Origin of the sequence: Photobacterium alginatilyticum (assembly GCF_009910675.1) — a bacterium.
GTDB lineage: Bacteria > Pseudomonadota > Gammaproteobacteria > Enterobacterales > Vibrionaceae > Photobacterium > Photobacterium alginatilyticum.
In genome coordinates this window covers 21,327-47,049 of record NZ_RSEJ01000015.1, presented here as the reverse complement: position 1 = coordinate 47,049, position 25,723 = coordinate 21,327, and the positions used below count along the sequence as shown (strand labels likewise).

The 25,723-nt window shown below is 44.4% G+C and carries 19 protein-coding genes; 15 read left to right on the top strand and 4 right to left on the bottom strand.

The window, feature by feature from the left end:
* Positions 1-369: 369 nt before the first annotated feature.
* The 8 genes from EIZ48_RS14770 to EIZ48_RS14735 all read left to right on the top strand — a co-directional run bounded on the left by EIZ48_RS14770 (position 370) and on the right by EIZ48_RS14735 (position 13,067).
* Complete coding sequence (locus tag EIZ48_RS14770; protein ID WP_240152978.1) at positions 370-1,818, top strand: sigma-54 interaction domain-containing protein; 1,449 nt, start codon at positions 370-372, stop codon at positions 1,816-1,818.
* A 76-nt stretch (positions 1,819-1,894) separates the two neighbouring features.
* Positions 1,895-5,329: a DEAD/DEAH box helicase family protein gene (locus EIZ48_RS14765; protein ID WP_192928585.1), complete on the top strand. Its 3,435-nt coding sequence runs from the start codon at positions 1,895-1,897 to the stop codon at positions 5,327-5,329.
* 116 nt (positions 5,330-5,445) lie between these two features.
* Positions 5,446-7,020, top strand: coding sequence for a type I restriction-modification system subunit M (locus EIZ48_RS14760; protein ID WP_160652846.1), 1,575 nt, complete (start codon positions 5,446-5,448; stop codon positions 7,018-7,020).
* On the top strand, positions 7,017-8,180 hold the full coding sequence (locus tag EIZ48_RS14755; RefSeq protein ID WP_160652843.1) for a restriction endonuclease subunit S: 1,164 nt from the start codon (positions 7,017-7,019) through the stop codon (positions 8,178-8,180). The genes EIZ48_RS14760 and EIZ48_RS14755 overlap by 4 nt, the downstream gene beginning before the upstream one ends.
* 27 nt (positions 8,181-8,207) lie before the next feature.
* Entirely contained in the window at positions 8,208-9,179 is a 972-nt protein-coding gene (locus EIZ48_RS14750; protein WP_160652840.1) for a 5'-nucleotidase, read from the top strand.
* A gap of 6 nt (positions 9,180-9,185) precedes the next feature.
* Complete coding sequence (locus EIZ48_RS29075) at positions 9,186-10,940, top strand: DUF3696 domain-containing protein (RefSeq protein ID WP_192928584.1); 1,755 nt, start codon at positions 9,186-9,188, stop codon at positions 10,938-10,940.
* Positions 10,940-11,854: a hypothetical protein gene (locus tag EIZ48_RS14740; protein ID WP_160652838.1), complete on the top strand. Its 915-nt coding sequence runs from the start codon at positions 10,940-10,942 to the stop codon at positions 11,852-11,854. The genes EIZ48_RS29075 and EIZ48_RS14740 overlap by 1 nt, the downstream gene beginning before the upstream one ends.
* A 520-nt stretch (positions 11,855-12,374) precedes the next feature.
* Positions 12,375-13,067, top strand: coding sequence for a 4'-phosphopantetheinyl transferase family protein (locus tag EIZ48_RS14735; RefSeq protein ID WP_160652834.1), 693 nt, complete (start codon positions 12,375-12,377; stop codon positions 13,065-13,067).
* Between the two features lie 491 nt (positions 13,068-13,558).
* On the opposite strand, the gene EIZ48_RS14725 is transcribed toward EIZ48_RS14735, so the two are convergent.
* Positions 13,559-14,641, bottom strand: a complete 1,083-nt coding sequence (locus EIZ48_RS14725; RefSeq protein WP_160652832.1) for a 3-deoxy-7-phosphoheptulonate synthase — start codon at positions 14,639-14,641, stop codon at positions 13,559-13,561.
* Between the two features lie 472 nt (positions 14,642-15,113).
* Positions 15,114-16,301: an MFS transporter gene (locus EIZ48_RS14720; RefSeq protein WP_160652829.1), complete on the bottom strand. Its 1,188-nt coding sequence runs from the start codon at positions 16,299-16,301 to the stop codon at positions 15,114-15,116.
* An 82-nt stretch (positions 16,302-16,383) separates the two neighbouring features.
* Here EIZ48_RS14720 and EIZ48_RS14715 point away from each other — a divergent pair, with 82 nt between their 5' ends.
* Positions 16,384-17,196, top strand: coding sequence for an AraC family transcriptional regulator (locus EIZ48_RS14715; RefSeq protein ID WP_160652826.1), 813 nt, complete (start codon positions 16,384-16,386; stop codon positions 17,194-17,196).
* Positions 17,197-17,244: 48 nt separating this feature from the next.
* On the opposite strand, the gene EIZ48_RS14710 is transcribed toward EIZ48_RS14715, so the two are convergent.
* Together EIZ48_RS14710 and EIZ48_RS14705 are read right to left on the bottom strand one after the other, a co-directional pair.
* On the bottom strand, positions 17,245-17,748 hold the full coding sequence (locus EIZ48_RS14710; protein WP_160652824.1) for an asparaginase domain-containing protein: 504 nt from the start codon (positions 17,746-17,748) through the stop codon (positions 17,245-17,247).
* 33 nt (positions 17,749-17,781) lie between these two features.
* Complete coding sequence (locus tag EIZ48_RS14705) at positions 17,782-19,188, bottom strand: Na+/H+ antiporter NhaC family protein (protein WP_160652822.1); 1,407 nt, start codon at positions 19,186-19,188, stop codon at positions 17,782-17,784.
* Positions 19,189-19,545: 357 nt separating this feature from the next.
* Here EIZ48_RS14705 and EIZ48_RS14700 point away from each other — a divergent pair, with 357 nt between their 5' ends.
* The 6 genes from EIZ48_RS14700 to EIZ48_RS14675 all read left to right on the top strand — a co-directional run bounded on the left by EIZ48_RS14700 (position 19,546) and on the right by EIZ48_RS14675 (position 25,589).
* Positions 19,546-20,172, top strand: coding sequence for an XRE family transcriptional regulator (locus EIZ48_RS14700; protein WP_160652819.1), 627 nt, complete (start codon positions 19,546-19,548; stop codon positions 20,170-20,172).
* Positions 20,173-20,294: 122 nt separating this feature from the next.
* On the top strand, positions 20,295-20,993 hold the full coding sequence (locus EIZ48_RS14695; RefSeq protein ID WP_160652816.1) for a glutathione S-transferase family protein: 699 nt from the start codon (positions 20,295-20,297) through the stop codon (positions 20,991-20,993).
* Between the two features lie 195 nt (positions 20,994-21,188).
* On the top strand, positions 21,189-21,731 hold the full coding sequence (sigZ, locus tag EIZ48_RS14690) for an RNA polymerase sigma factor SigZ (protein ID WP_160652813.1): 543 nt from the start codon (positions 21,189-21,191) through the stop codon (positions 21,729-21,731).
* A gap of 330 nt (positions 21,732-22,061) precedes the next feature.
* Complete coding sequence (locus EIZ48_RS14685) at positions 22,062-22,376, top strand: DUF6506 family protein (RefSeq protein WP_160652811.1); 315 nt, start codon at positions 22,062-22,064, stop codon at positions 22,374-22,376.
* A 52-nt stretch (positions 22,377-22,428) separates the two neighbouring features.
* On the top strand, positions 22,429-23,235 hold the full coding sequence (locus tag EIZ48_RS14680) for a helix-turn-helix domain-containing protein (RefSeq protein WP_160652808.1): 807 nt from the start codon (positions 22,429-22,431) through the stop codon (positions 23,233-23,235).
* Positions 23,236-23,399: 164 nt separating this feature from the next.
* Entirely contained in the window at positions 23,400-25,589 is a 2,190-nt protein-coding gene (locus tag EIZ48_RS14675; RefSeq protein WP_160652805.1) for a DUF6351 family protein, read from the top strand.
* Positions 25,590-25,723: the final 134 nt, after the last annotated feature.

The window sequence follows — 25,723 nt, the reverse complement described above, 5'->3', positions numbered from 1 at the left end:
GGCAGGGCAAACGCATGAACATCATAAAACATATTAGGTTCAAATAGTTACGCTTTCACTGAAAATCAGTCTGATGTCGTAACGTATTGATTTAAAATGAAATCAAATTCTTCGTGCGTTCGCCCTGATTGCATAGGGTTTAGCAAAATAGGTATCAACTTTTGTCGCTGTGGTTACACCTTTATGTGTGAGCATATTTCACACCATTATCCAGAGTGACTGTGTACGTTTTCTGAATCGACACTCTTTTATATGCATATCATGTAATTAGCTTTACCATTATGTAATAATAGTTGAAATCAAGTGCATAATCTGAGGGCTGTCATGGCAACACTCCTTACTTGGCTCGGTAAAACAGACGTAGACAACATGAAGCAAGATAAAAATGCTTCAATATCTGCCATTGCTCTTCGTGGCCCTGTTTTTGACAAAATAGTGATCCTAGCGAGCAGCTGGGAAGACGACTGGTTCGATTACAAAGACTGGCTAAAAAAGAAACTTGCTGTCTCAGGACGGCCACACAGCGATATCTCCGTAATCAGAGCCAGAATTGTTAGCCCTATTGACTACTCAAGTATCACTAAAGTGATGCAAAAAAAACTGAATGAAGTAGGTGAAGTAAGTGACATGATATATATCAACCTTACTTCTGGCACACCTGCGATGACAACTATCTCTGTTCTTCTCGGCAAGGGGGTGGGTAATTGCATGTTTCTCCAGTCATCTCCACATGGTGACATTGATGAAGTCGAGATCCCTGTCGATTTTGCAGCTGAGTATGGGCGAGCTTCAGGTTCTGGTATTTATGCATCAATTGCAAACTTACCTAAGAGTGAATCTGCATTCGAGAAAATCAACGCAACTTCGCAAATCATGAGGGATGTAATCAAGAAAGCTCAGCGTTTAGCATCTTCAGATCTTCCTGCTTTGATACTAGGTGAAACAGGAACAGGCAAAGAGGTGATGGCTAACGCCATACATAAAGCAAGTCCTCGTTCAGGTAAACCGTTTAGAGCAGTAAACTGTGGAGCTTTGCCCGAAAGCCTTGTTGATTCTATTTTGTTCGGACATGTTAAAGGCGCTTTCACAGGTGCGCAGCGAGATCATGCTGGGCTATTTGAGCAAGCGAATGGCGGCACCTTATTTCTTGATGAAGTAGGTGAACTCCCTTTAAATATTCAAGTTAAGCTACTCAGGGCTTTGCAACAGAAAGAAATCACTCGGGTTGGAGACACAGCCATTAGAGATATTGATGTGCGAATTATTGCCGCAACTCACCGAGACTTATTCACTATGATTTCAAGTGGTGATTTCCGGGAAGACCTTTTTTATCGCTTAGCTGTAGGGGTAATACACATACCACCTTTAAGGGAGCGAATAGATGATATTCCTGATCTTGTTGAGTCTCTGTTGAATGACATAAACCAGCAGGCTACGACTCACCCACAATTTGGCTGTAAAAAAATTTCCAGCTCTGCAATTAAATTTACAGCCTCATACGACTGGCCGGGAAATATTCGAGAACTTTGGAACACTTTACATCGTGCTGTTCTTTGGTCTGAGCAAGAAGTTCTGGATGGAAATGATATAAAATCAGCCATTCTTAGTCGTTCTGGCTCGAATGAAGCTAATGCTGAAAAGAATAGTTTTGAAATTCCGGGTGATTTATCTCAATTTATTGATAGTATTAAAAAATCTGCAATTGAGAGTGCGCTGGAAAAGAGCGCTGGCAATAAATCGATGGCGGCCAGATTGTTGGGGCTGAACAACCATCAGACGCTCAACAATTGGATAAAATCGGTAAATCTAGAACCTTAAGGTAGATTGTTTTTCTCAAGTTGGCATATCTGTTGCGTTAAAACCAAGTAAGGAAGCAGAAAGAGTGAAAAGATCGATGAACTTTGAACATTTACGCAGTCAATGGCCTAACCTTGCTGAACTTGGTGCTTACGCTGAAGCATATGCAGTAAGTGATCCGCAAAGCTCTATGGTGAAGCTACGCTGTTACGTTGAGAAAGTTGTTGGTTATCTCTACCACGAGCTTCGCTTACCTGTACTACCTAATGCAAATATTTACGACAAGCTCACTAGTGGTGCATTTACCTCAGTGGTGGATAAAGCCATTTTGGATAAGTTTCATGCAGTGCGTCGTGGCGGTAACAAAGCCGCTCATGAAGGGTATGTGAATCAGCATGATGCTCTGTGGTTGCTTAAAGAATCTTACTATATTGGCTGTTGGTTATTTATGGCTTACGGTGACGGTAAGCTTGAAGATTGCCCTGCCTATCAAGCACCAGAAAATGCGCCGCGTGAAGATGAAAGTAAAGTTGAATTTAAGCGTAAGAATAAACAGCTACAGCAAAAACTGGTCGAGAATAGTGAGCAACTACAAAAAGCACTTGAAGAGTTGGAAGTTGCTCAACAGGCACAGCTCGAAGCACAACAAACAGCAGCTAAGCTGAAACAAGAAGTAGACCAAGTACGTGCAGATAGGCTAAAAACCAATACCGCGAAGCTGAAAAATACTTTTGATCTCAATGAAGCGGAAACACGCAAGCGCTTGATTGATTCAGAGCTTCGCAGTGAAGGCTGGGATGTTGCTCTCGATGAAGAAAGCACCGAGCAAGTTGCAAAAGAATATGAAGTAGACGGTCAGCCGACTTTAACAGGTAAGGGCTACTGCGACTATGTACTTTGGGACGATAATGGCAAACCGCTTGCTGTAATTGAAGCTAAGCGAACCCGCCGCGATGCAAGGGAAGGCCAACAGCAAGCCAAACTTTACGCTGACGCGCTAGAAAAAGTGACAGACCAGCGCCCGGTGATTTTCTACACCAATGGCTATGATATTTGGATGTGGGACGATGCTCAAGGGTATGTACCGCGTAAGCTATATGGTTACTACTCTAAAGACAGCCTGCAATATCTGATTCAACAGCGCACCTTGCGAAAAGATCTAAACCAAACGCCAATTGATATCGACGTTGCTGGTCGTATGTATCAAATCGAAACCATCTCCCGCGTTTGTGAGCGTTTCAGTGATAAGCATCGCAAGGCATTGATTGTTCAGGCAACAGGTACGGGTAAAACCCGTGTGTCTATTGCATTATCCAAACGCTTACTTGAAGCTGGTTGGGCGAAGCGCGTGCTATTCCTATGTGACCGTAAAGAGCTGCGAAAACAAGCGGGAAATGCTTTTAACGAATTCACCAAAGAGCCTTTGTATATCAAAGGAAAAAGTAAGAAAGAAGTAGCGAAAAACGCACGCATAGTGATTGCAACCTATCCGGGTATGATTAAACATTACGAAGAGTATGATGTTGGTTACTTTGACCTTATCATTGCCGATGAATCACACCGTTCTATCTATAACAAATACGGTGATTTGTTTAAGTACTTCGATGCACTGCAAGTGGGCTTAACGGCAACGCCTGTTGAGATGATTTCTCGCTCAACCAGCCAATTGTTTGGCTGTGACTACAAAATGCCTACGGCAAACTATCCGTTAGAGCAAGCGATTGAAGAAGGCAATCTTGTTCCATTCAGAGTTGTGTCACACACCACAAAGTTCCTACGTGATGGTATCAAAGGTAACGACTTAACCGATGAGCAAATCAGTCAGCTAGAGGAACAAGGTATTGATCCAAATACTTTAGATTTTGATCCTAAGTTGGTGGATAAAGCCGTATTTAACAAAGATACTAACCGTGCCATTATCCGCAATCTGATGGAAAAAGGGCTGCGTGATGTAGATGAACAATTGCCGGGTAAATCGATTATATTTGCTCGAAATATCGCTCATGCGGAATTGATTGCAGAACTATTTCAAGAGATGTATCCAGACTTGGGGGGGGATTTTTGCCGAGTGATACACTCTAAGTATGAACGAGCTGAAGAGTTAATTGACAACTTCAAGAGTGCTGAAAATAACAAAGATGAGGTCACCATTGCGGTATCGGTTGATATGCTGGATACAGGTATCGATGTACCAGAGTGCGTTAATCTCGTGTTCGCAAAGCCAATTAAATCAAAAGTGAAGTTCTGGCAGATGGTTGGGCGTGGCACTCGTCTTTGTGAAAACCTTTACGGACATGGCCAACACAAAACTCATTTCTTGATTTTCGACCATTGGGATAACTTTGAATTCTTCAAACTAAACCCTGATGAAGAAGATGTTACTCAAGGTAAATCGCTGGCACAAAAGGTGTTTGAAGCAAAAGTGAAGCTAGCTGAAGAAGCGTTGAAAAAAGCGGAAATAGATATTTTTGATGCTGTTATTCCAGAGATCAAAGCTGATATTGACACTTTGAATGACCAAACCATAGCGGTGCGCGATAAGTGGCAGGTCAAAGCTCAGCTGAGTGATGAAAAGCGCCTACATCAAATGGCACCAGATACTAAACAGTTACTTTATACTGAAATGGCTCCGTTGATGCAGTGGCGTAATATTACTGGTGAAAGCGAAGCGTTAAGGCTGGATCTTCAATTTACTGAAGTGCAGCTCACCAAGCTATTACAGCCAAGCAAAGTCGAGATGGTGGCTGCGCCAATTATGGAAAAAGTGACTCATCTTTCCATGCACTTAAATGAAGTACGAAGTAAAGCGAAAACCATTAATCAGGTTCAGCAGCAAAACTTTTGGCAGGATGCGGACCATCAAACTTTGGAATATTGCAGAAGCCAACTTCGTAGTGTGATCCATTTACGTGATAAAGGGGTTGCACCACTGCCGCCACAAACGCCAATCTTTGATATCAAAGAGGATGAAGCGGAATACCAATCTACTGAGGTGAAAACCGATATTGTGACGGTGGATTACCAAATCTATCGCCAAGAGGTAGAAAAAACCCTAGTGCCGCTATTTGAAAGCAACAATGTACTGCAAAAGATCCGCAGCGGAAAAAGTGTGTCTGAAACCGATTTAGAAACCTTAAATGCGCTTGTTCATACTCAAAATCCAAATGTGGACTTGGCTACATTGAAAGAGTTTTTCCCGGAATCGACCGCAGGATTGGATCTTATTTTACGTACAATCGTAGGAATGGATGCTAAAGCAATAGAGCAAGAATTTACCGTGTTCATACAGCAAATTCATACTCACATTAACGCTAAGCAGCAGCGTTTTATTGGCTTACTGAAAAACCACCTGTGCCGTTACGGCTCAGTCGACATTGAGCAGCTCTATGAAGCACCATTTACCCAAATTCATGATGATGGTTTAGATGGCGTATTCAACGAAGCCCAAGCCGATGTGGTGGCGGAGTTTGTCAAACGCTTTAGTGTTGGGCTGGGTGAGAAACAAGCAAGTGTTGAGAAAGCAGTAAACTAATGCTACTCCATACACTCTAGAAACATTACACTTAACTTCGCCTTATACGTATAAGGCGGGGGAAGAAAAGATTTAATATCACTGTATATGCAGTACCAACGACTAAAGAGAACAACATGATCACAGGTGCATTGAAAAGCAAAATCGACAAACTTTGGGAAGAATTTTGGACAGGCGGCATCACTAACCCGCTTACCGTCGTTGAACAGATCACCTTCCTAATGTATGCCCGAATGCTGGATATGAACGAGCGAAGCGATGAAAAGCGTAGCGCCCGGACAGGTAAACCTTTTAATCGCCGCTTTAAAGATGATGAGCAACACATTCGTTGGGAGAACTTCCGCCACCTAGGGGCAGAGCAGCTTTACCCATTAGTAAAAGATGATCTATTCCCACACTTTACCACACTAGCGGGTGAAGGCACGCTGTTTGCTGAGTTCATGAAAGACGCTCAGCTTATGATCCAAAAACAGTCGTTACTGGTGAAAGCGGTTGAGCTGGTCAGTGGTTTACCTCTAGAAAACAAAGATGTAAAAGGTGACCTGTACGAATACCTGCTTTCCAAATTGACCACTGCTGGTATTAACGGCCAATTCCGTACACCACGCCATATTATCCGTGCCATGGTAGAAATGTTGGATGTTGAAGAAACCCACCGCATCTGTGATCCTGCGTGTGGAACAGGTGGCTTCCTTTCTACCACTTACGAATATCTGCTAGAGAAATACTCTTCCCCTGAAGGGATTGAGCAAGAGCAGCTATTTGATACAGAAGGTAAGCCAATGCTAGATAGTGAAGGCAAGTCAATGTTCAATACCCTCTATTCGGGTGACTTAATCGAGAACCGTGCCCACATCGACCACGATATGTTCCACGGCTTTGATTTCGACTCCACGATGCTACGTGTTGCCGCTATGAATTTAGTGATGCACGGTGTAAAAGAGCCAGACATTCACTACCAAGACACCCTAAGCCAAAGCTTTGTTGATAAGTTCCCAAGCGAGGCGAAAGAAGGCTTTGACATTATCCTAGCCAACCCGCCATTTAAAGGCAGTTTAGACGAAGAAGATGTTGACCCTGCGATTCTAAAAGTAGTGAAAACCAAAAAGACTGAATTGTTGTTTGTAGCACTGATTCAGCGCATGCTCAAAGTCGGTGGCCGCAGTGCGACAATTGTGCCTGATGGTGTGTTATTTGGTTCATCCAAAGCGCACCAAACCCTGCGTAAATACCTTGTCGAGAATAATCAATTAGAAGCGGTGATTTCACTTCCGAGTGGAGTGTTTAAGCCTTATGCTGGGGTATCTACTGCTATTTTGATTTTCACAAAAGGCGGCAGCACCGACAAAGTATGGTTTTACAATGTGCAGGCTGATGGCTATTCGCTAGACGATAAACGTACCCCAATTAAAGATAATGACTTACCAGATTTAGTACAGCAGTACAAAGCGTACCAAGATGCAGTGCTCAACAACGCTTCAACTGAAGAATGGGCAGACAAAACCAGAAAAGCTTTCTTGGTTGATGCATCGGACATTAAAGCCAATAAATACGACTTATCTATCAATCGCTATAAAGAAGTCGTGTATGAAGCAGAACAATACGAAGACCCTAAAGTACTCCTCAAGCAGTTGATGGATTTAGAAAATGCCATGCAATCTGAGCTTAAAGAGCTGGAGGAGATGCTATGAGTTGGCCTTTAGTGAAACTAGGGGATGTAGCACCGTCTAAGCCAATCAAGTCGCCCATAATTAAAGATAGCTCAACAGTTTGGCAATTGAATCTAGACAAAGTGGAATCGCAGTCGGGTAAAGTTATAGACAAGCTATATGCTCCTGTAGAAGAAGCTGGTTCTTCTACGCATTGGTTTGATGAACGTCATGTATTGTATTCAAAACTTCGTCCATACCTAAATAAGGTCGTATTACCTGACGAACAAGGAGTCGCTACAACTGAACTCGTTCCTATGCTTCCTGATCAAAAGAGGTTAGATCGTAAATATCTGACTTATTATTTACGTTCAAATCGCTTTGTTAGTTGGATTAGTGATCAAGTTGCTGGGGCGAAAATGCCCCGTGTATCGATGAAGGTATTTTGGGAGCATGAAATCCCACTTCCTCCATTAGAAGAACAAAAACGTGTTGTAGCGATTTTGGACAAAGCTGATGCGATTCGCCAAAAACGCAAGCAAGCTATTGATCTAGCAGATGAATTTTTGCGTAGCGTGTTTTTGGATATGTTTGGTGATCCGGTGACGAATCCGAAGGGCTGGGAAGTTAGAGCTTTAAAAGATTTAGCCAAAATTCAAATTGGCCCTTTTGGCTCTCAACTGCACAAAGAGGATTATATAACTGGAGGTATTCCTCTAATTAACCCAACTCACATTGTGGATGGAAAACTTAGACCCAATGATGATTTGACGCTATCGAAAGATAAATTTTTATCTTTGTCACAATATCATTTACAGGATGGGGATATTGTGATGGGAAGACGTGGTGAAATGGGGCGATGCGCTGTTATTAGAGCACATCATGGTGACCTGTTTTGTGGAACAGGAAGTTTATATATTCGTCCGAAAAAGAATGGATTTTTTTCTGATTACTTATATAGCGTGTTAACAAGTCAGGCGGTAAAGGATCACCTTATTTCTGAGTCACAAGGTGCGACAATGCCGAATTTGAACAAAACTATCGTCGGGAATATAGAAGTTCCCATTCCAAGTGATGGTGTGGTTAACCGATTTGTTGCAGCATCAGAAAAATTTGCATCGACCAAACAAAAGATGAATTCACAGGAACTCAATGTATTATTTGGGTCTTTATCCCAAAAAGCTTTCGCAGGTGAGCTATAAAAATTAACCAACAAGGAGCGCTAGTTTATGCCATTGGATTTAATAAATACATTAGTGATTGGAATTAGCGCAACCGCCCTCTATGACATGGCTGAGTCTGACAAGATCTTCCGTGAAACACGTAAATCAGATCCTGATACAGCCATTGAAGCCTATCGTGATTTTATGCTTGAGCATGAGAACACGCCGCTTGACCCCGGTACAGGTTGGCATCTAGTAAAGGCTTTACTAGATCTCAACCAGTATCAACGAGATGACGGTCCATTGGTTGAAGTGGTAGTCATGTCACGCAATAGTCCAGATACTGGATTGCGCATACTCAATACCATTCGTTACGATAAGCTCAATATGACTCGTTCAGCATTTACTGCTGGAGAGTCTGTAGCCGACTATTTAGATGCCTTTGAAGTAGATCTGTTTCTCACTACTAACGTTGAAGATGCACAACAGGTTATCGACTCCAAACTCTGTGCAGCGGCAATACTCAAAGAGCCGCCTGCCGACGCGCCTGAAATTCCAGAAGGACAAGTTAGAATCGCCTTTGATGGAGATGCTGTTCTTTTTTCAGATGAGAGTGAGCTTGTATACAAAACACAAGGAATGGCAGAGTTTCATGCTCAAGAGGATGCAAAGCAAGACATTCCTATGGAAGAAGGGCCATATGCCAGCTTTCTGAAGAAACTATCTAAGTTGCAAGATCGGCTTCCAATTCGTGTTGAGTATTCACCAGTTCGTATTGCTCTAGTCACTGCGCGTAATAGCCCATCAGAAATGCGTGTAATAAAGACATTACGCCATTGGGGTGTTTACGTTGATGAAGCCTTTTTTTTAGGTGGCGTAGAGAAAACCAAAGTATTAAAAGCGTTTAGACCACACATTTTCTTTGATGACCAAGATGTACACTTGAATTCAGCAGCTAACCTTGTTCCATCAGGGAAAGTACCATACCTGAGCACTTCAGCCCTTGCAGAATCAAATAAACTCGAAAAAGTAGAATAATAAATTATGAGAATCACCAAGTTATCTCTTACCAATTTCCGTTCGTTTAAAGAAACGCAAACGATTGAGTTTGCGCCAGTGACTCTACTTTTTGGACCAAACAGTGTTGGCAAAAGCACAGTGCTGATGGCGCTGTTTTATTTGCAACAGGTCCTCGAAAAAGGTCAATGTAACCCGTTGCGTTTGGAAGCCTTGGGTAATAAGTTTGTTGGTGGTTTTAAGAATCTTGTTCATGGTAGAAATTTATCAAAGCCAATAGTAATAAAGATTGAGTATGAAGTGGGCGAAACATTTGGTTCTGGCTATTTTGATTATGTGGAAGACCTTGATTTAGATGTTCGTTTTGCGCTTGATACAGAGATTGTTGAATATGGTAAGCGTACTATTGAACTTGAAATTGCTTGGTCTGATTTTGAGCACACTGCTTATGTTAGGAAGTGCCGCTATTGGATAAGTGATACATTTCTGGGTGAGTTGGATTGTAGCTCATCACTTCGAAATGCATCCATTTCAATGCTGAATTACCTTCATCCAGCTCTTATACCACTATCAAATTCTGAATGGTTAGAAGGATGCTCCTCTATTGCAGACTGTATGCACAGTGCAGTATATGAAAAGGAAATGATGAGTTCTAACTTTGAAAAAGAACACCTTAACTTCAAAACAGATGATAATAACTCTGTGAGTTCTCTTCATCAACTCATGAATCATTTACGTGTTGGTTTTTCTAATATTGAGAAATATAGCATTTTTTGTGATGGTTATAGGCTTGCTCATGTGCCTATTGGATTTCATGGTTCTACTGGTGCATTACCTAAACTCCAAGCGAAAATGAAAACAGATTGGTCAATAGATGAAGATAAAAAGGACTTTTTACATCTAGAAATAGATGATGAGCGATATGTTAACGAGTTGCTAAGTGAGTGTTTTGTAAGACCGCTAGATGATTTATTGAATCTACTTAATGATAGTCTTTGTATCGGTCCATTAAGGGATATTCCAGATGTTTTATTTCAACCAAATCCTCATCCTGAAGCTGGCGACTGGTATAATGGGCGAGCTGCATGGGATTCTCTTTCTTTTTCAAATACAAAAAACCTCATTATTATTAATGAATGGATAGCAAGAAAGGATAAATTGGATTTAGGTTATGGAATAGCATTAAAAACTGAAAAAAAATACGCTGAAGTTAAAGTGATCTCAAAAGAATTCTCATATGACGTTCTTAAAGACCAAGTAGAACACTTGATCCCGAGGAATACAAATAATACAGAGCAAATAAAGGAAGTAGATGAAGTAAATGTAATTAATAAAAATATTCTCTGGGATTTGAATAATAAAATAGAGGTTACACCAGCAGAGGTGGGAGTAGGTGTTTCGCAATTGATGCCTTTGGTAGTGGCTACATTTACACAGAAAAAGGGAATAATAGCTTGTGAACAGCCTGAGCTACATGTGCATCCTCGAATTCAGGTTGCGATAGGGGATTTACTTACTCAAGCTAATGATAAAGTATCTTATCTCATTGAAACACATAGTGAACATCTAATTTTAAGGCTTCTCCGCCGTATTCGCGAGACAACGGATGGCGAATTACCTGAAGGCATTAAGCCAGTTCGTTCATCAGATGTTTCTATTATGTACATAGAGCCATCGAGTGAAGGTGTTGCTGTCAAGAAGATTGAAATAGACGAAGATGGTGAATTTAAGTCTCGTTGGCCGCAAGGTTTCTTTTCAGAGCGCAGAGAGGAACTTTTCTAATGTTAGTTGAGCATATCATTGAGCCTTCTGCTCTAGTAGAGCTAGCTAAATCCGCAAGGAATTGCCGAGAATTTGAACGAGAGTTTTCAAAGCCATCTCCGCGAGTTATTGGAGAGTACCCAAAGCTTAAAAAATTTAGACGGCTCGCTCTTCAGTCTCAATCGGTTGATGCTTCAGAAATAGAAAAAGCTCGGTTAGAAGAGCTACTTAGATTTTTGAGTGAAAAACAACGTGTAGAGAGAAACTCAAAATTTGATGGTGCGATAACTTTTATAGAAAACTTAAAAAAGGTTGAGCAAGACTTCTTTAGTGGATTTCACTTACTTCATAACAATGTAAAAGAGTGTGAGTTTCAGGCTAATGTTTTATGTGTAGATCAATTTGAGCAAGGTATTGAGCCTTTGCCAAATCAAATTGCCATGCCTAAAGTCACCGAGATTATGTGTGAGACTTTAGGAGAATTATTGAGGTTATCTAAACACATTACAGTTGTAGACCCGTATATTTGTATGCTTCCCGGTGTCTGGAAAACACTAATTGCATTTATAGAGCATGCTGTGACAGATACCCCCGTATCAGAAAAGTCTTTCTCAATTATGTTCAATAGTGAGCATAAAAATGGCAGGTCGTGTGAGCATTTAAAAAAAGCGTTATTAGATGAAAAGCCAGAATTAGCTGAACAATACTTAAAGATAGATTTTTACGACATTCGGGAAAATGGTAACGAGGCTATTCATAACAGATATTTAATAACTGAATTAGGAGCAGTTTCTTTGCCTTATGGCCTCCAAGAAACTAATGCAGATGAATGCGATGATGTGACACTTCTGAATGAAGAACTATATGCTAAACGATTTTCTCAATATACCGAATTCGGCGGGGTTATTGTTGCTGATCATGCAGCCGTAGAGTAGAACTTTAATTACATTTCTGACTTTAAGTGAACGCTTACGTTTATCTGAATTTAGGGGGGGATAGTAATATAACAAGAGGCTTTCAAAAAATTAGAAGCTATTAACACAAACACTATAAGGACTGGGATATTACCACATGCTTTTACATGTAATAGTATGTGGTAATATAGGATGTGTTCTGTCTTGCCGTTATGAAATCTATCTGGTTACCAGTGAAGTTTGATTGATGGACGCATTAAAACTTTGCGATCAATAAATTATTATATATCATTAGATTGACGTTACACTTGCAAGTCGATTTCCCAGTGCCCATAATCGTCCCATGTAGCCCGCCACATTCAAAAAAACCGCTGAACTATCAGCGGTTTTTTTTCGTCTAAATTTTGTGATTCGAGATAGGGTGAAATAAATTCAAAGCACTCCGTCGCATTTAAAGCCCAGCATCAATTCAACACTATAGCGGTTTCTGCAATCCCCTTGTTATGATGTCCGCTTCTAAGTCAAGGAAGCACTTTTTATTATGCAAACGCCTTTTATTTCCCATATATCGCCTGTCGTCATTCCTGATTTTGTCGGTGTTGGTTATCAGTGTCGTTTTGACCCTGAGTTGTTTACAGCACAATCGGCGGAACAACTGGGCATCGAATTTCCGGAGAGTTTGCATAGAGCGGTGACGAAGCGCCAGGCCGAGTTTATAGCAGGACGGTATTTGGCAAAGCGTTGTTTGGTTGCTTTAGGCTGTAGCGAAACCCAGGTCAGGATCAGCCAGCATCGGGCTCCGTTGTGGCCTGTGGGAATGACGGGATCGATCAGCCATAGTAACAATCGTGCGGTTTGTATTGTTCAACCGCTTGAGATAGCAGAGCAAGGTATCGGTATTGATATTGAGCAGCGCATGACAGACAGCACGGCTAACTCAGTTAAGAGTACGATTATTAATGATGCCGAATATAATCTCATCATGAACCATTATGTGAGTTTCGCCGAAGGGCTAACCGCTGTGTTCTCGGCAAAAGAGAGCTTGTTTAAGGCTTTGTACCCGCAGGTAAAGGCCTATTTTGATTTCCTGGATGCCGAAGTTGTTGCGATGGGGCGGGAAAACCTGACGCTAGTGCTAAGAAAGCGCTTAACAGCAAATTTATCGGCTGGCAGTGCCTTTACGGTGCACCTGCAGCAACAAGAGGAGATGGTGCAAGCCTTTACTCAAAGTTAATTGTTGATAATGCTTGTTATTAGCTTTTTTGAGATGTAGGAGTTGGCGGGTGTGCCGTGTTAACCATCAGTGAAGAATATCGTGATCCCCATGCAGTCTTCCGCAGCACCCCCTTAGCCAGCGGGATGACAAAGGTGCTGAGCAGGTTAATCAGGCCATTGAGTTGAAGCGGCTGGGCGCGATATTGCAACAGCCGATGTTGAGCTGATTGCTATTGGCAATAACACTGTGGTGGCAGCAGGTGATGTGGGCGAGGTAGTGACAAAAAGCCTGATTGATGAGCTGTACGATACCAATGTCGATATCTTGTATGCCCCGTATGATCAGGCGCCGGTTATCGTGCCTCGCAGGCAGGCTCATGCCGAGCGGTAGGGGATACCCGCACAGTGCAGTAACAAGTGTGGCTTAAATAAACAGATGAAACAGGGGGGCGATAATGCTCCCCTGTTGGTTTTAAGCGCTTGTCTTAATATTTTGTGTTAAGCAGTGGCCTAAGCGTTTATTGCCAATGGCACTGATGATTGAAAGTTGTCTCGGCGGGCTGCGACAGCCTCGGCAAATTGCACCAACAAATGTTCGGTATCATGCCAGTTAAGACAGGCATCGGTGACGGACTGACCATAGGTCATGTTGTCGCTGATGTCCTGGCGTCCTTCTTCAAGGAAGCTCTCAGCCATGATGGCGGTGATAGCTTGCTTGCCTTGTGAGATTTGTTCGCACAGTGACTGAGCGACGACCAGCTGATTCTTATGTTGTTTTTGACTGTTGCCATGGCTGCAGTCAACCATCAGGCTGGCGGGCAGCCCGGCCTTCTCCAGAGCCTCGCTGGCAGCCTGTATATCACTTGGGCTGTAATTGGGCTGCCTTCCGCCGCGCATAATGATGTGACAATCAGCATTGCCTGTACTCTCTACCGCATATAGCTGACCATCATGACCTGCTACTGTGAATAGGTGAGGGGAGCGGCTTGATAGAATGGCATCGGTTGCAATACGAACATTGCCGTCAGTGCCATTTTTGAAGCCAACGGGACAGGGCAGGCCCGAGGTAAATTGCCGGTGTACCTGGGATTCGGTCGTTCGTGCGCCAATGGCTCCCCAGCTCATGAGATCGGCCAGATATAAGAAACTGGTGTTGTCGAGAAACTCTGTAGACGTTGGAATGCCTAACTCATTGATATCTAGAACCAGCTTTCGAGCCTGGGTGATACCGGCCAGAAGATCATTGCTGCCGTCTAGGTGCGGATCGAAAATGAGTCCTTTCCAGCCCGTGGTGGTACGCGGTTTTTCGAAATAAGTCCGCATCACGATATGCAGGTGCCCACTGAATTGATCGATAAGTGGCTTCAATTTCTCGGCGTATGCATATGCAGCCTTGGGATCATGGATCGAACAAGGCCCAATGATCACCAGCAAGCGATCATCATTGCCCCGTAAAATCTCTCTTACATGCTTGCGCGATTCCATGATGTGGTGTGCAGTGTCGACCGTGCACGGGTAATCACTGAGCAGTTCTGCCGGTGAAGGAAGCTGACGCCAAGACGTCGTTCTCATCACTGACGGGTGAATAGCCATGTTAAATTCCTTCTTTGTCATTATGAAATGACATCACTCTCTCGCTATGTACCGTACTTCCTAATCGCTGTTTTTATTGTTTTGCGACTCTTTTGTGTTTCAATCCTGTTTAATACCTTTCAGGTTATTTGCTATCCATTACCGCATGGCGGTTTTGATGGTAGGCCTCCTCATTTTTGCCGAACGCTAATATGGCACGGAATAAATTGCGGTGACACATTGGTTATGTCTTTGACTGAGACCAGAAAGGGGCGAATAGGTCGACGGGGGGAAGGCGCACCTACTTGTGACATGAGTATCCTTGTATCTATCAATGTTAATGAAAATTATTCTCAGGTGCATTATACATAAGAACCTCAGCGCGCAAAGTAGATTGATGGAATCAATACCAAAGCTTTTAAAAATCAGAGGAGTAATGGGTGTGCGAGGCGAGGTTAGTGCCACCTTAACCGGGTTAAGGCGGCGGATAATGTCAGATAGTTTTTAGTCTTACCACCTCGTTGCCTTGCTCCGGCTGAGACGGAATGTTGAATGCCAGTATCAGCGACAGACCTGCCATCAAGGCGCCGGCAATGAAGACGCTAGCCGGCGAGACTAACCACAGCAAACCGAAGCCTACCGGTATGACAACAGCCGCAATGTGGTTGATGGTAAAGGCGACACCTGCGGTTGAGGCAATATCAGCCGGATCGGCAATTTTCTGGAAATAAGTCTTGATAGCGAGCGCTAGTGCAAAGAACAGGTGGTCGATGACATACAGCCCTGCAGCCCATTGGGCAGACTCGACAAAGGCATAGCTGACAAAGACCAGTATCAGGCCGATGTATTCGAATATCAGCGCTTTTCTTTCGCCAACTTTACCTATGATTTGACCGATCTTTTTAGCAAAAAGCCAATTGAATAAGTGATTAATCAAAAACAGCAGTGCGATGTCGGCGGCAGAGTAGCCGAATTTCTCGACCATTAGGAAGCCGGCGAAAACGGTAAAAATCTGCCTTCTGGCACCGCTCATAAAGGTGAGGGCGTAATAGAGCCAGTATCGTTTACGCAAGATGAGTTTCTTATGCTGAGCGGTTTTGGACTCAAAGGTGGGGAATCCTAACCAGATAAAGATGACAAGGCTAAGGGATACGGCACCGGCAATGAGGTATACCCATTTAAAGTCCAGGGCCAGTTGCTCAAGCAATACCCACAGGCAGGCATAGGTGATAAGCGATGCCAGCGCACCGATCGAGATGAGCTTCCCCAGTACCTCGGGTGCCTGGTCTTTGGACAACCACTGCAGGGACAGCGACTGTTTCAGGGTTTCAAAATAATGAAAGCCGACGGACATCAGCAGTGTTGTACACAGTAGCCCGGCAAAGGATGGAAAGAACCCGGTAATTGCGACACCTGTGGCTAGCATGGCCAAAGAGAGAACAATGAACTTTTGCTCTTTGATAAACAGCAGCATAAAGACGGCGGTAAAGGCCAGAAAGCCCGGGATTTCGCGTACGCTTTGCAATATACCGATGTCAGCACCGGTAAAAGCAGCTTTCTCAATAACAAAGTTGTTGAGCAGCGCCTGCCAGCTGGCAAAGGCGATAGGCACAACGATAGAGATGAGAATTAAAAAGGTTTGTGGCGTTTGCCATGGTTTGTTGTGCGATGTGGTTTTCATTGGCGGTCCTGATCGCATGGGATTTGATGCTGAATAGGTTATCAAGTATGTTGGTGGCTGACTTTCGACGATGGGCCAACTTATGTCGCTAAACGGACAAAACGAAGAAAAAATCGGGCTGTCTTTCCGAGGCTCCAACGAGCAAATCGCTGAGGCCGGCGATAAACGGGTGCTGGCACGGCAAGTCGATATGCTTTTGGGACACAAGGGCTCCTTTCATAGCCATACCTGGTATCAGCTGATGTATGCCTCTGAAGGGGTGCTAAATGTCGATGTGAGCGACCAGGCGATGGTGGTGCCACCGCAACGGGCGGTTTGGCTCCCGCCCGGTTGTGTTCATCGGACGTTTGCACCAAGCGGCGCTAAATTTCGAAGCCTTTACTTTCGCCCGGATCAAGTCGAAGGTGTTGGACATGTGTGCAAGGTCGTCAATATCACCAACCTGATCCGAGAGCTGATATTGGCCATTGTTGCCCGCTGTGACGTTGACTCTGAGTGGCAACAGCCTGACTACAACTTATTGACGGTGCTGCTGGAGCAGCTGAGTGCCCAGCCCCAGACGGCGCTATCGCTATTGATGCCGAAAGATGCCCGTCTCGGGGAAATGGTAGAAACGCTGCAACTCAGCCCGGACAACGATCTGAGTATGCAGCAATGGGCCAACAGGCTGGGTATGTCGAGCCGCACTTTGACCCGGATTTTTCTATCAGAAACCGGGCTAGGGTTCAGAGAATGGCGACAAAGGCTAAGGTTGCTGCACTCGCTGACATTGCTTGAACAAGGTAGGCCCGTGACTCAGGTTGCTTTGGATGTCGGCTATAGCTCACCGTCGGCTTTTGCTCATGCCTTCCAACAGTATTTCGCCTGTTCGCCACGGGAGTATTTTATGAAATAGAGCCCATTGCGATGTCGTCAATGGGCTTTGATGTATGCGGATGGATACTTAGTGCAGACCTTCCTGATCCGTTGGCAGATAGAGTTTGCCGTTAAAGGCGATGTAGATCCCCGGCGCTGCCAAGCGAGCAGCAACAAAGGCCGAACCTAAGTTAAATCCGGCATCGTTGGGGGAGAAACCAACCAAAGGCCACATAGCACCTGTGAAAACGATAGTTTGCCCATGATCTTCCGGCAACATTGCCATGAGTTTTCGAGCGCTGTCGAACAGCGTAAAGGTGCCATGGGTGACGATATGGCGAGTGCAGTTGCTACTAATAATGGCATTACTTACGGCTTGTATGTCTTTGTCGGTGATCTCCCGGCTATCTTTCATGCAAACCTCGAACAGTTCGCACTCTTGTTCGGTAACCCCTGCAAACTTAGCAAGGAAGTCAGGGATGGCCGTTTCATCATGACATACCGTGGTGCATTTGTCGGTATCGTAAAATGAATCAATCGTGCCTCCGGTAACGACAAGCTGTATTTTGTGCGCATTATTAAGGTTGCTCATGTGTTTCTCCAACGATAGAAGGTGCTAATAAGGTCAAACCGCTTCATTCACTTTTAGTTCAGGGGTTTCAAGTTTGCCACGCCCCCAACCAGTGAAAATAGCGAAAATCATCGTAGCCAGCATAAACCAGGCATATAAAACCATAGGGGTCAGCTCTAAAGGCGATAGGGCAGGAACACCTACGAAGCTTTCGCTTGCTTGTTGCGATAAGCTCGCCGCCAGAAGCAGTGCCGCAGACCAGGGCAGGGAATACACCAGGGTGCAGGCAAGGTTACCGATCACATTGGCACGACGGTAAGGAGAGACGCCAAACTTTTCTCCCATCGGCTTTGCAAATGATAGCCCGACAGCCAGAATTGCAGGAGCGTTAATACTCATTAGCGAGGACATCACTAGTGCCAGGAAGCCCGAAATGATCTCATAGGCCCGCGCATTTTTGACATTGCCAAATGCCTCAAGCAGGCGTTGGCTTCCGCCACCGTCTAGCATCATCTGAATACCGGCAGATAACAGAATAACCAAGATACACAGATCAGCCATCCAGCCAGAGACCCCGCGTAGCAGTAAGCCGCCGTCGACCGCAATAATATTGCCAAGGGTGTTGAGGCCAGTAAGGATTGAAACGACCGAGCCGAGTAAAATACCTATGATAGTGGCAAAGACAATGTCGCCCTTTTTAATCGCGGTGTAAATGGTTGCAGCGGCAGGTAGTAGCATCCATAAACCTCTCGGATCCATTACATCCTGAATCTTCTCGAGAGGAACGGCACCTGCAGATGTCGACTGGAATGCGCTCAATGCAACCATGGCAATAATCGTCATTGCTGCTGCAGGAATGACATAGCGAATACGGTGCTTTACCACGCCGCCTATATCGGTATTTTGTGAAGTGGCAGCAGAGATTGTCGTGTCGGAGATCGGCGCTAGGTTGTCACCAAAGGCACCGCCGCCAATAATGGCCCCGGCTAAGATTGCCGGGTCGGCACCTAGCAGTACGCCCGCCGGATAGAGCATCCCCATGCCTGCGGTGATGGTGCCAAATCCGGTACCGGCGGCAGTGGCAAAAAGGGCACTGGCAAAGAAGGTAATAACAATAAACATCGTGCCACTGGTGCCAGTATGGTAGGCCGCCCATAAAATACCGTTTACCAAGCCGGAATCACGTAACACGGTTGCAAAAATACCGGCAAATATCCAGCAGGCAACGGGTGCGATTGCTGTTTCGGATCTCATACCTTTTAACACAGTTTTTCCAAAAATGGCTTTATCTTTTGCGAGCAGGAAAGAAACAAGCAAACCAATGATGGCACCGACCCACATGCCTTGAATGGAACCGCCTGCAACTGTGGTTGCTACGTAAATAGCAATAACAACAAAGATGAGTATCGGGGTAAAAGAAACCCACGGCCCACCATAAAAACGTAATTGCTGATCTTTCATAATTTTTCCCTCAGTGATATATATTTGCTTCCGCTTAATAATTTGAAAGTTCGGTTTTACTGGGTGTTGAGTTACTGCGGGAATGATTACAACAATAAAAATGAATCAAGATAATTCCGTAATGTTGACTTAACTGACGTATAGTGACGTTAGGTATGCTTCACTTTACGAATATCTGCTTTTAAGTTGTTGATTAATATCTAAAAAAACAAGGTTTTTAAAATGAGCCTACATCACAATTTGAAATATCTCTGTAGTTTCTATCCGTCTATCGCTGAAATATGTCGCGGGATCGGCATTAACCGGCAGCAATTTAACCGATATTTAAATGGTGACAATTGTCCTCGAAGTTACAATATGCGCCAGATTTGTGATTATTTTGGCTTGAGCAAAGCAGAATTTTTACTGCCTCATGATCAATTTGTTTCATTGGTAAATAGCAGGGCAGACGGGCATACCCAAGCACTGCATCACCCTTTCTCATCACATATTAGTAAGTTGAGTGAACAAAATATCGAAATGTTCGAACCCTATATGGGGTATTACTATGAGTATTATTATTCGATGTCCTCACCGGGCAACATTCTGAAAGGTTTGGTTTGTATTGAGCGCAAGCAAGGTGGGATCTACCACCAGCGCACAGAGCGACTCACGGCTGAGGGTGAATTTGGTCAAACCAGTTATTGTAAATACCAGGGTATGTCTTTTTTCCTCAATGACAGGATCTTCCTGGTTGATTATGAGTCATTAACACAGAACGAAATTGTGGAAACGATCCTCTTTCCTAGCTTTCAGCACCGGGTTTCACTTCTGGAAGGAATGAAAATTGGTGTGGCTGCATCGGGGGCGAGAACGCCGATGTCGACCAAGGTTGTCTTCGAGTATTTAGGAAAGAATATTGATGTACTCAAAGCGCTGAAGAAATGCAGTCTTTACGCCAGTGATTCAGAAAGTATCAGTGCCAATATCAGAAGCAAACTCTAGCCGTTTTACGGTATGGCCGGCGACTACTGAATCCTGGCAGGAAAATTTTAATTTTTTTTCGTCTTTTTTGTCGGCTGCTCGTCTTATAGGTACTTAGCACAAGATGAGAGTTAGAGTTCAAGATGACCAAAGTCATTAGTTTTAAAATCTGTCCGTTTGTTCAGCGTGTTACTGCAGCACTGGAAGCCAAACACATTCCATACGAGATTGAATACATCAGCCTGAAAGACAAGCCTCAGTGGTTCTTGGATCTGGCACCGAACGGTCAGGTGCCAGTGTTGGTCACTGAATCGGGCACCGCGCTTTTTGAATCAGATGCCATCATCGAGTATATCGAAGACGAGTTTGGTCCAATCGAAGATAGTGTGACCAATGAGCAGCGGGCGCTTGATCGTGCCTGGAGCTACCTTGGCTCGAAAAACTACCTGGTTCAGTGCGGAACGATGAGCAGCAAAGACAAGGCGACATTCGAAGAGCGCGTCGGGAGGTTCACAAAGGCGTTGGCCAAAGTTGAAGCGCATCTGTCAGGTGAGACAAAGTTCTTTAAATCAGATGCGCTGAGTAATGTTGACTTGGCCTGGCTGCCATTGTTGTACCGCGCGGCCATTATCAAGAAGCATACTGACTTTGACTTCCTGTGCGGTTTGCCAAAAACTCAGGCTTGGCAGTCGGCCCTATTGGATACGGGTCTTGCGGACAAAACGGTATCGGCAGATTTTGAAGAATTATTTACTGATTTCTACCTGTCCAATACTTACCTGGGGACCGGTAACGATGTTCAGCAAAGCAGCGCCTGCGCGTCAAGCAACTGCTGTGGTTAATCTGCGGCGATAATACGATTACGCACAAACGCTCACATGAATAGAACAAGGCTATGGACTATCAGTTCATGGCCTTTTTGCAGTTATTGAGTTTTACTGATTGTGGTATAGAACAACGATCAGATGTTTGCTTAATATTGATAAGTGTCTAAACCTTAGTTTTTAGCCCCTCACCCCGGACACCAAGAGAGAACAATGAACCTGGATGCGATTTGGAACGAATATCGAGCGAGTTTGAAGGCATTTTTGCACTCCAATGTAGCCAACCCTGATGATGTCGATGACCTTCTTCAGGAAATCCTGATCAAGACCTATCACAATCTTGGTGATGTGAAAGAGACCAATAAGGTTAAGCCCTGGCTTTTTCAGGTAGCCAATAACACGATAATCGATTTTTACCGCAATAGGGCGAAGGGGAAAGAACTTACCCAAGATGAATTGTGGTACACCGAAGGGGATGTGACGGTTCATCAACAACTGTCCCAATGTGTACTGCCATTTATCCAGGCCCTGCCGGAGGATGAGGCAGAAATGCTGACAGCCATTGATATTCATGGTCAGTCGCAGAAAGAGTATGCCGAGAAAAACGGCATAAAGTACACGACGCTCAAGTCGAGGGTACAAAAAAGCCGCGACAAGATGAACATGCTGTTTAGAGAATGCTGTGAGCTTTCGCTTGATAAGCACGGCAATATCGTGGACTTTCAGGCAAAAAATAAACGGTGTAAAAACTGCTGACGGGGAGGTTCAGATGCTTTCCTATCAATAGTATGCCTATTCTTTATTCTCTGTCAGGAAGTGATAGAGGCTCTGATAGCTCCTGTCTTTAACCCAAAGACCTCATGGACGGGATCATCGAAATAACAGCCGATGCCCGTGGCGCTTAGCTCATCAGAGTTTTCAGCTGTTCGGCCATGAACGGATGCCTGAGTGTTTCTGAAGATCAATCTAGGCTTGATGTTGAGAACTGTCTAATGCCTTAAATTATTAGGTTGGCGTATTTCTACAATACCTACTTTCAAACGCTAGGTACGATGGCTGCCATCAACACAAAGAGGAAGCCAAAACATGTCAAACGTATTCAAAGCCGCGTTCATTTTTGTCGCACCAGAAGCAAACCCGTCAACCGACTACTCGTGGGTCCGCACCAAGGAAGTACATGTAAAGAATATTGCAGTCTCCGGTTATAGAGAAGCATGTGAACTGATAGATTCTTTGGTTGAAGAAGGGGTTAAGGCTGTAGAGCTCTGTGGTGGGTTTGGCCATCAGGGTGTCGCTGAAGTCGTGAAGGCTGCCGGTGACCGCTTGCACGTTGGTGTTGTTCGCTTTGATAAACATCCTTGCCTGGATTTTGTCAGTGGTGATGAGTTGTTTTCGTCCTGATTGCGAATAACCGCTTCTATTAGCACTAGGAGCGGTGTGTTAAAGTCGTTCTATGCAAACACAACTAATTAGACCAAGTTTACCGCTTGGCAGATATATAACGCAGTATTGGATGTGGGAGCAAAACACTCCCTTGATGATACCAGACATATTGCCGGGTACTGGGGTTGAGATAATGCTTAATCTCGGTGCGCCACTGGTCATTGATTCTCCGAAATCGGCGCAGCTTAAATTTGGAGATGGGCTAGTGATATGTCCGCGTAAGTCTGCTTATAAGATGACGTCGATGGGGGCGACCAAACTATTGTCTATCCGTTTTCGTTCTGCGGCTTTCTTTCCGTTGTTTGGTATCCCTTTGACCACTATTGCTGATCAAGTTGTAGAGATCAGCCAATTAATGCCAAAGGGATTATTGCTGAGGATTATCGAGTCAGACTCGACTCTTGCGGCGATAGCGTTATTGGAAGGCTGGTTAATGCAGCTTGTTCGGCCTGTAAGTGCCAGTACATCTGAATTGGGATGGGCAGTAGATAAAATTTATTACCAAAACAGCCCTGATGTTATTGCTGACATTAAGCGAAGCTTGAATATCAGTGAGCGAACATTCCAGCGCAAGTTTAAGGCCTATACCGGGGTCGATGCCAAATACTTTGAAAGAACATCGCGTTTTCAATCAACCCTAAGGACGTTGTTAAGCGGATGCCATCAGCAGTACACTGCTATTGTTTTAGACCATGGCTATTACGATCAGCCTCATTTTATTAAGGACTGTAAGCACTTTACTGGCTTAACCCCTAAGCAATTCCTTACTGAGAGTAACTTTGCGCTTAACCATTATAACAACGATATATATGCCTAATCGTTCCGGTGGTTATGAATAACCCGGTCGAAAAAAGAGTAAGCAGTACACCTTTTAGAGCTTGGGTATATACCTATACCAGCCCCTTTCATTTGTAGATGAATCAACAGAAAGATGTGGTACAGCTAAACTCGTAGGTAGGATACAGAGAATGAAACGCTGTTATGACAAAGAAACTGTTTGTGTTGGTTGGCGTCTTACTTATCTTTATCATCATTGATTATCTGGCGAGTAAGGACAGTGTGTCTGTCAGACAAGTCAAGGCGATCGCTATTCCGGAAGCGAACTACCTGCTTCAGGTTGAGCATCACATCCGTGATACCCAGCGACCTGAAGAGGTTTTTCCTTTTCCCATCAAGGTGGGAGGCGTTGGCCCTGTTCAGTCTCTTTATTCTGGTCCCAATCAATATCCTTTTTATTGCATGACAGTCGATTCTGGTTTGGGCCAGCCTCTTATCGACAATCAAATCGGGTTAGGTGTTCCCGTTTACGATGAGGAAAATGACTCAGATATTATTGGCTACTCTAAAGACTGTGCGATAAGAACGCGGCTTTCATATGTCATTGTCGCTAACGAGGTCGACAACAAGAATGAGTTTCACAGCAAAACGGCACTTGAGTTAGAACAGTCACCGCCAGAGGACAATGAGCTTCTCATTCGGGTGGAGCAGGGCACTATCAACCGCTACATATACACCATTCTAATGCCTATTCATGTTGATGAAATCGGTAGCCAAACCAGTGCCAATATCTGGAACCAGAAGTTAATTTATCGTTTTGATGGTGGCTCTGGCATCGGCTACCGGCAAGGCCGGGTGAAGGTGTCGAAATTACTTGATAAGCATCTCTCCCAATTAGAAAAGGGCTATGCAGTCATCGCTTCTAGCGGCAATAAAACCAGTTATGGCTACAACATGTTGTTGGCGGAAGATACGGCCAGAAGGGTGAAGAGGCAGTTTGTCAGCTTGTTTGGTGATCCCTTGTATACCGTTGGCATCGGGGGCTCCGGTGGCGGCCTCGCGCAATATCTCATCGGCCAGAATAGTCAGGGGATACTCGATGGTATTCTGCCGTTGTACTCGTATCCGGATATGGTAAGCGTTGCCACCTACGCTTTAGACTGCGATCTGCTTAATAATTATTTCAGTTTTCAGGCCCGCGATAGAGAAGACTGGCAAGACTGGCAAAAAAGGCAGTATGTGGAAGGCCTGCGGGCCATCAATGGTGCCAAACAAAAGGCCGCCTGGCTGCAGCCGTTAAATCAGTTGCTGCGTTGGCAAAAACCAGAATTTCCGCAGGGAAACAGCGAGTGCATCAATGGGTATTTCGGACTGAGCAGTTACCTTAACAATCCGAAGCAAGGCTTTATCAAACCCTATTTCCATGAGTCGGTTGCTGAGCAGGTGAACTGGAGCTACTGGCAAGATATGGTGCATATCTATGGTCATGATGAATATGGTTTCGGTTTGTCGACTTGGGATAATGTCGGGGTCCAATATGGCTTGCAGGCGTTGAGAAATGGACAGATCACTTTTGATGAGTTTATTGATTTGAACCGCAAGGTGGGTTCATGGAAGCCATTTCATGAAATGAAGGCAGAACGTATTATGGGGGCCAGCGGAATACTGCCTGCTGTTTGGCTATCGCTATGGGGCGAGCACAATATTACCAATGCCGACATGAGGCCGGCGAAACGCCATTCGGCCTCGATAGCTGCCATCAACAAGGCTTATGAGTACGGTCAGGTTTTTATTGGCCGTATTGATTTACCCACAATTGATAGTCGCCATTATCTTGAAGACGATCTGAATATGCACCATACCTCGGCTTCGTTTGTCAGTCGGTTGCGGATCCTCAATGCGCAAAAACAGACGCATAACCATGTAATATGGATTTCTGATAAGGAGCACAACCCCGCAGAACAGGCCTACGAGGTGATGGATAAATGGCTGATGGCCTTAAAACAATTGCCTGATCAATTTACTTTCCAGCAACGAGTACGAATGGCCAAGCCTGCTCTGGCTAAGGATACCTGTTTTGCCGAAGACGGCAGTGTCATTGCTTCAGGCAAGGGGGTCTTTAACGGAAACTGGAACCACTACCCTGACGGGGCCTGTACCAGGCTTATGCCCATCTATACCAATAGTCGTATACAAGCAGGCGCGCCCTGGCAGGGCAGCATCTTTAAGTGCCATACCATCTCTATAGAAGCTGCTATCAAGAAGGGTATGTATGGCGATTTAGATTTGTCGGCAAAGGTCGACGAGCTAAAACAAACCTTCCCGGGTGGGGTTTGTGATTACTCGCTTGGTGATATGGGCAGGCCTGAGCATCTAGATCATTTAAAGCATTAAAGGCTTCCGATTATTTCTGAGGCGGAAAGTACGGGAGGAGCTCGGCCTTAGCAAAGAAAACATTCCGAGGTTTTGATCAAAGTAATAGTGCTTTGTGTAACATAGTATTTCATAAGCCTTATTTATTGATTTAG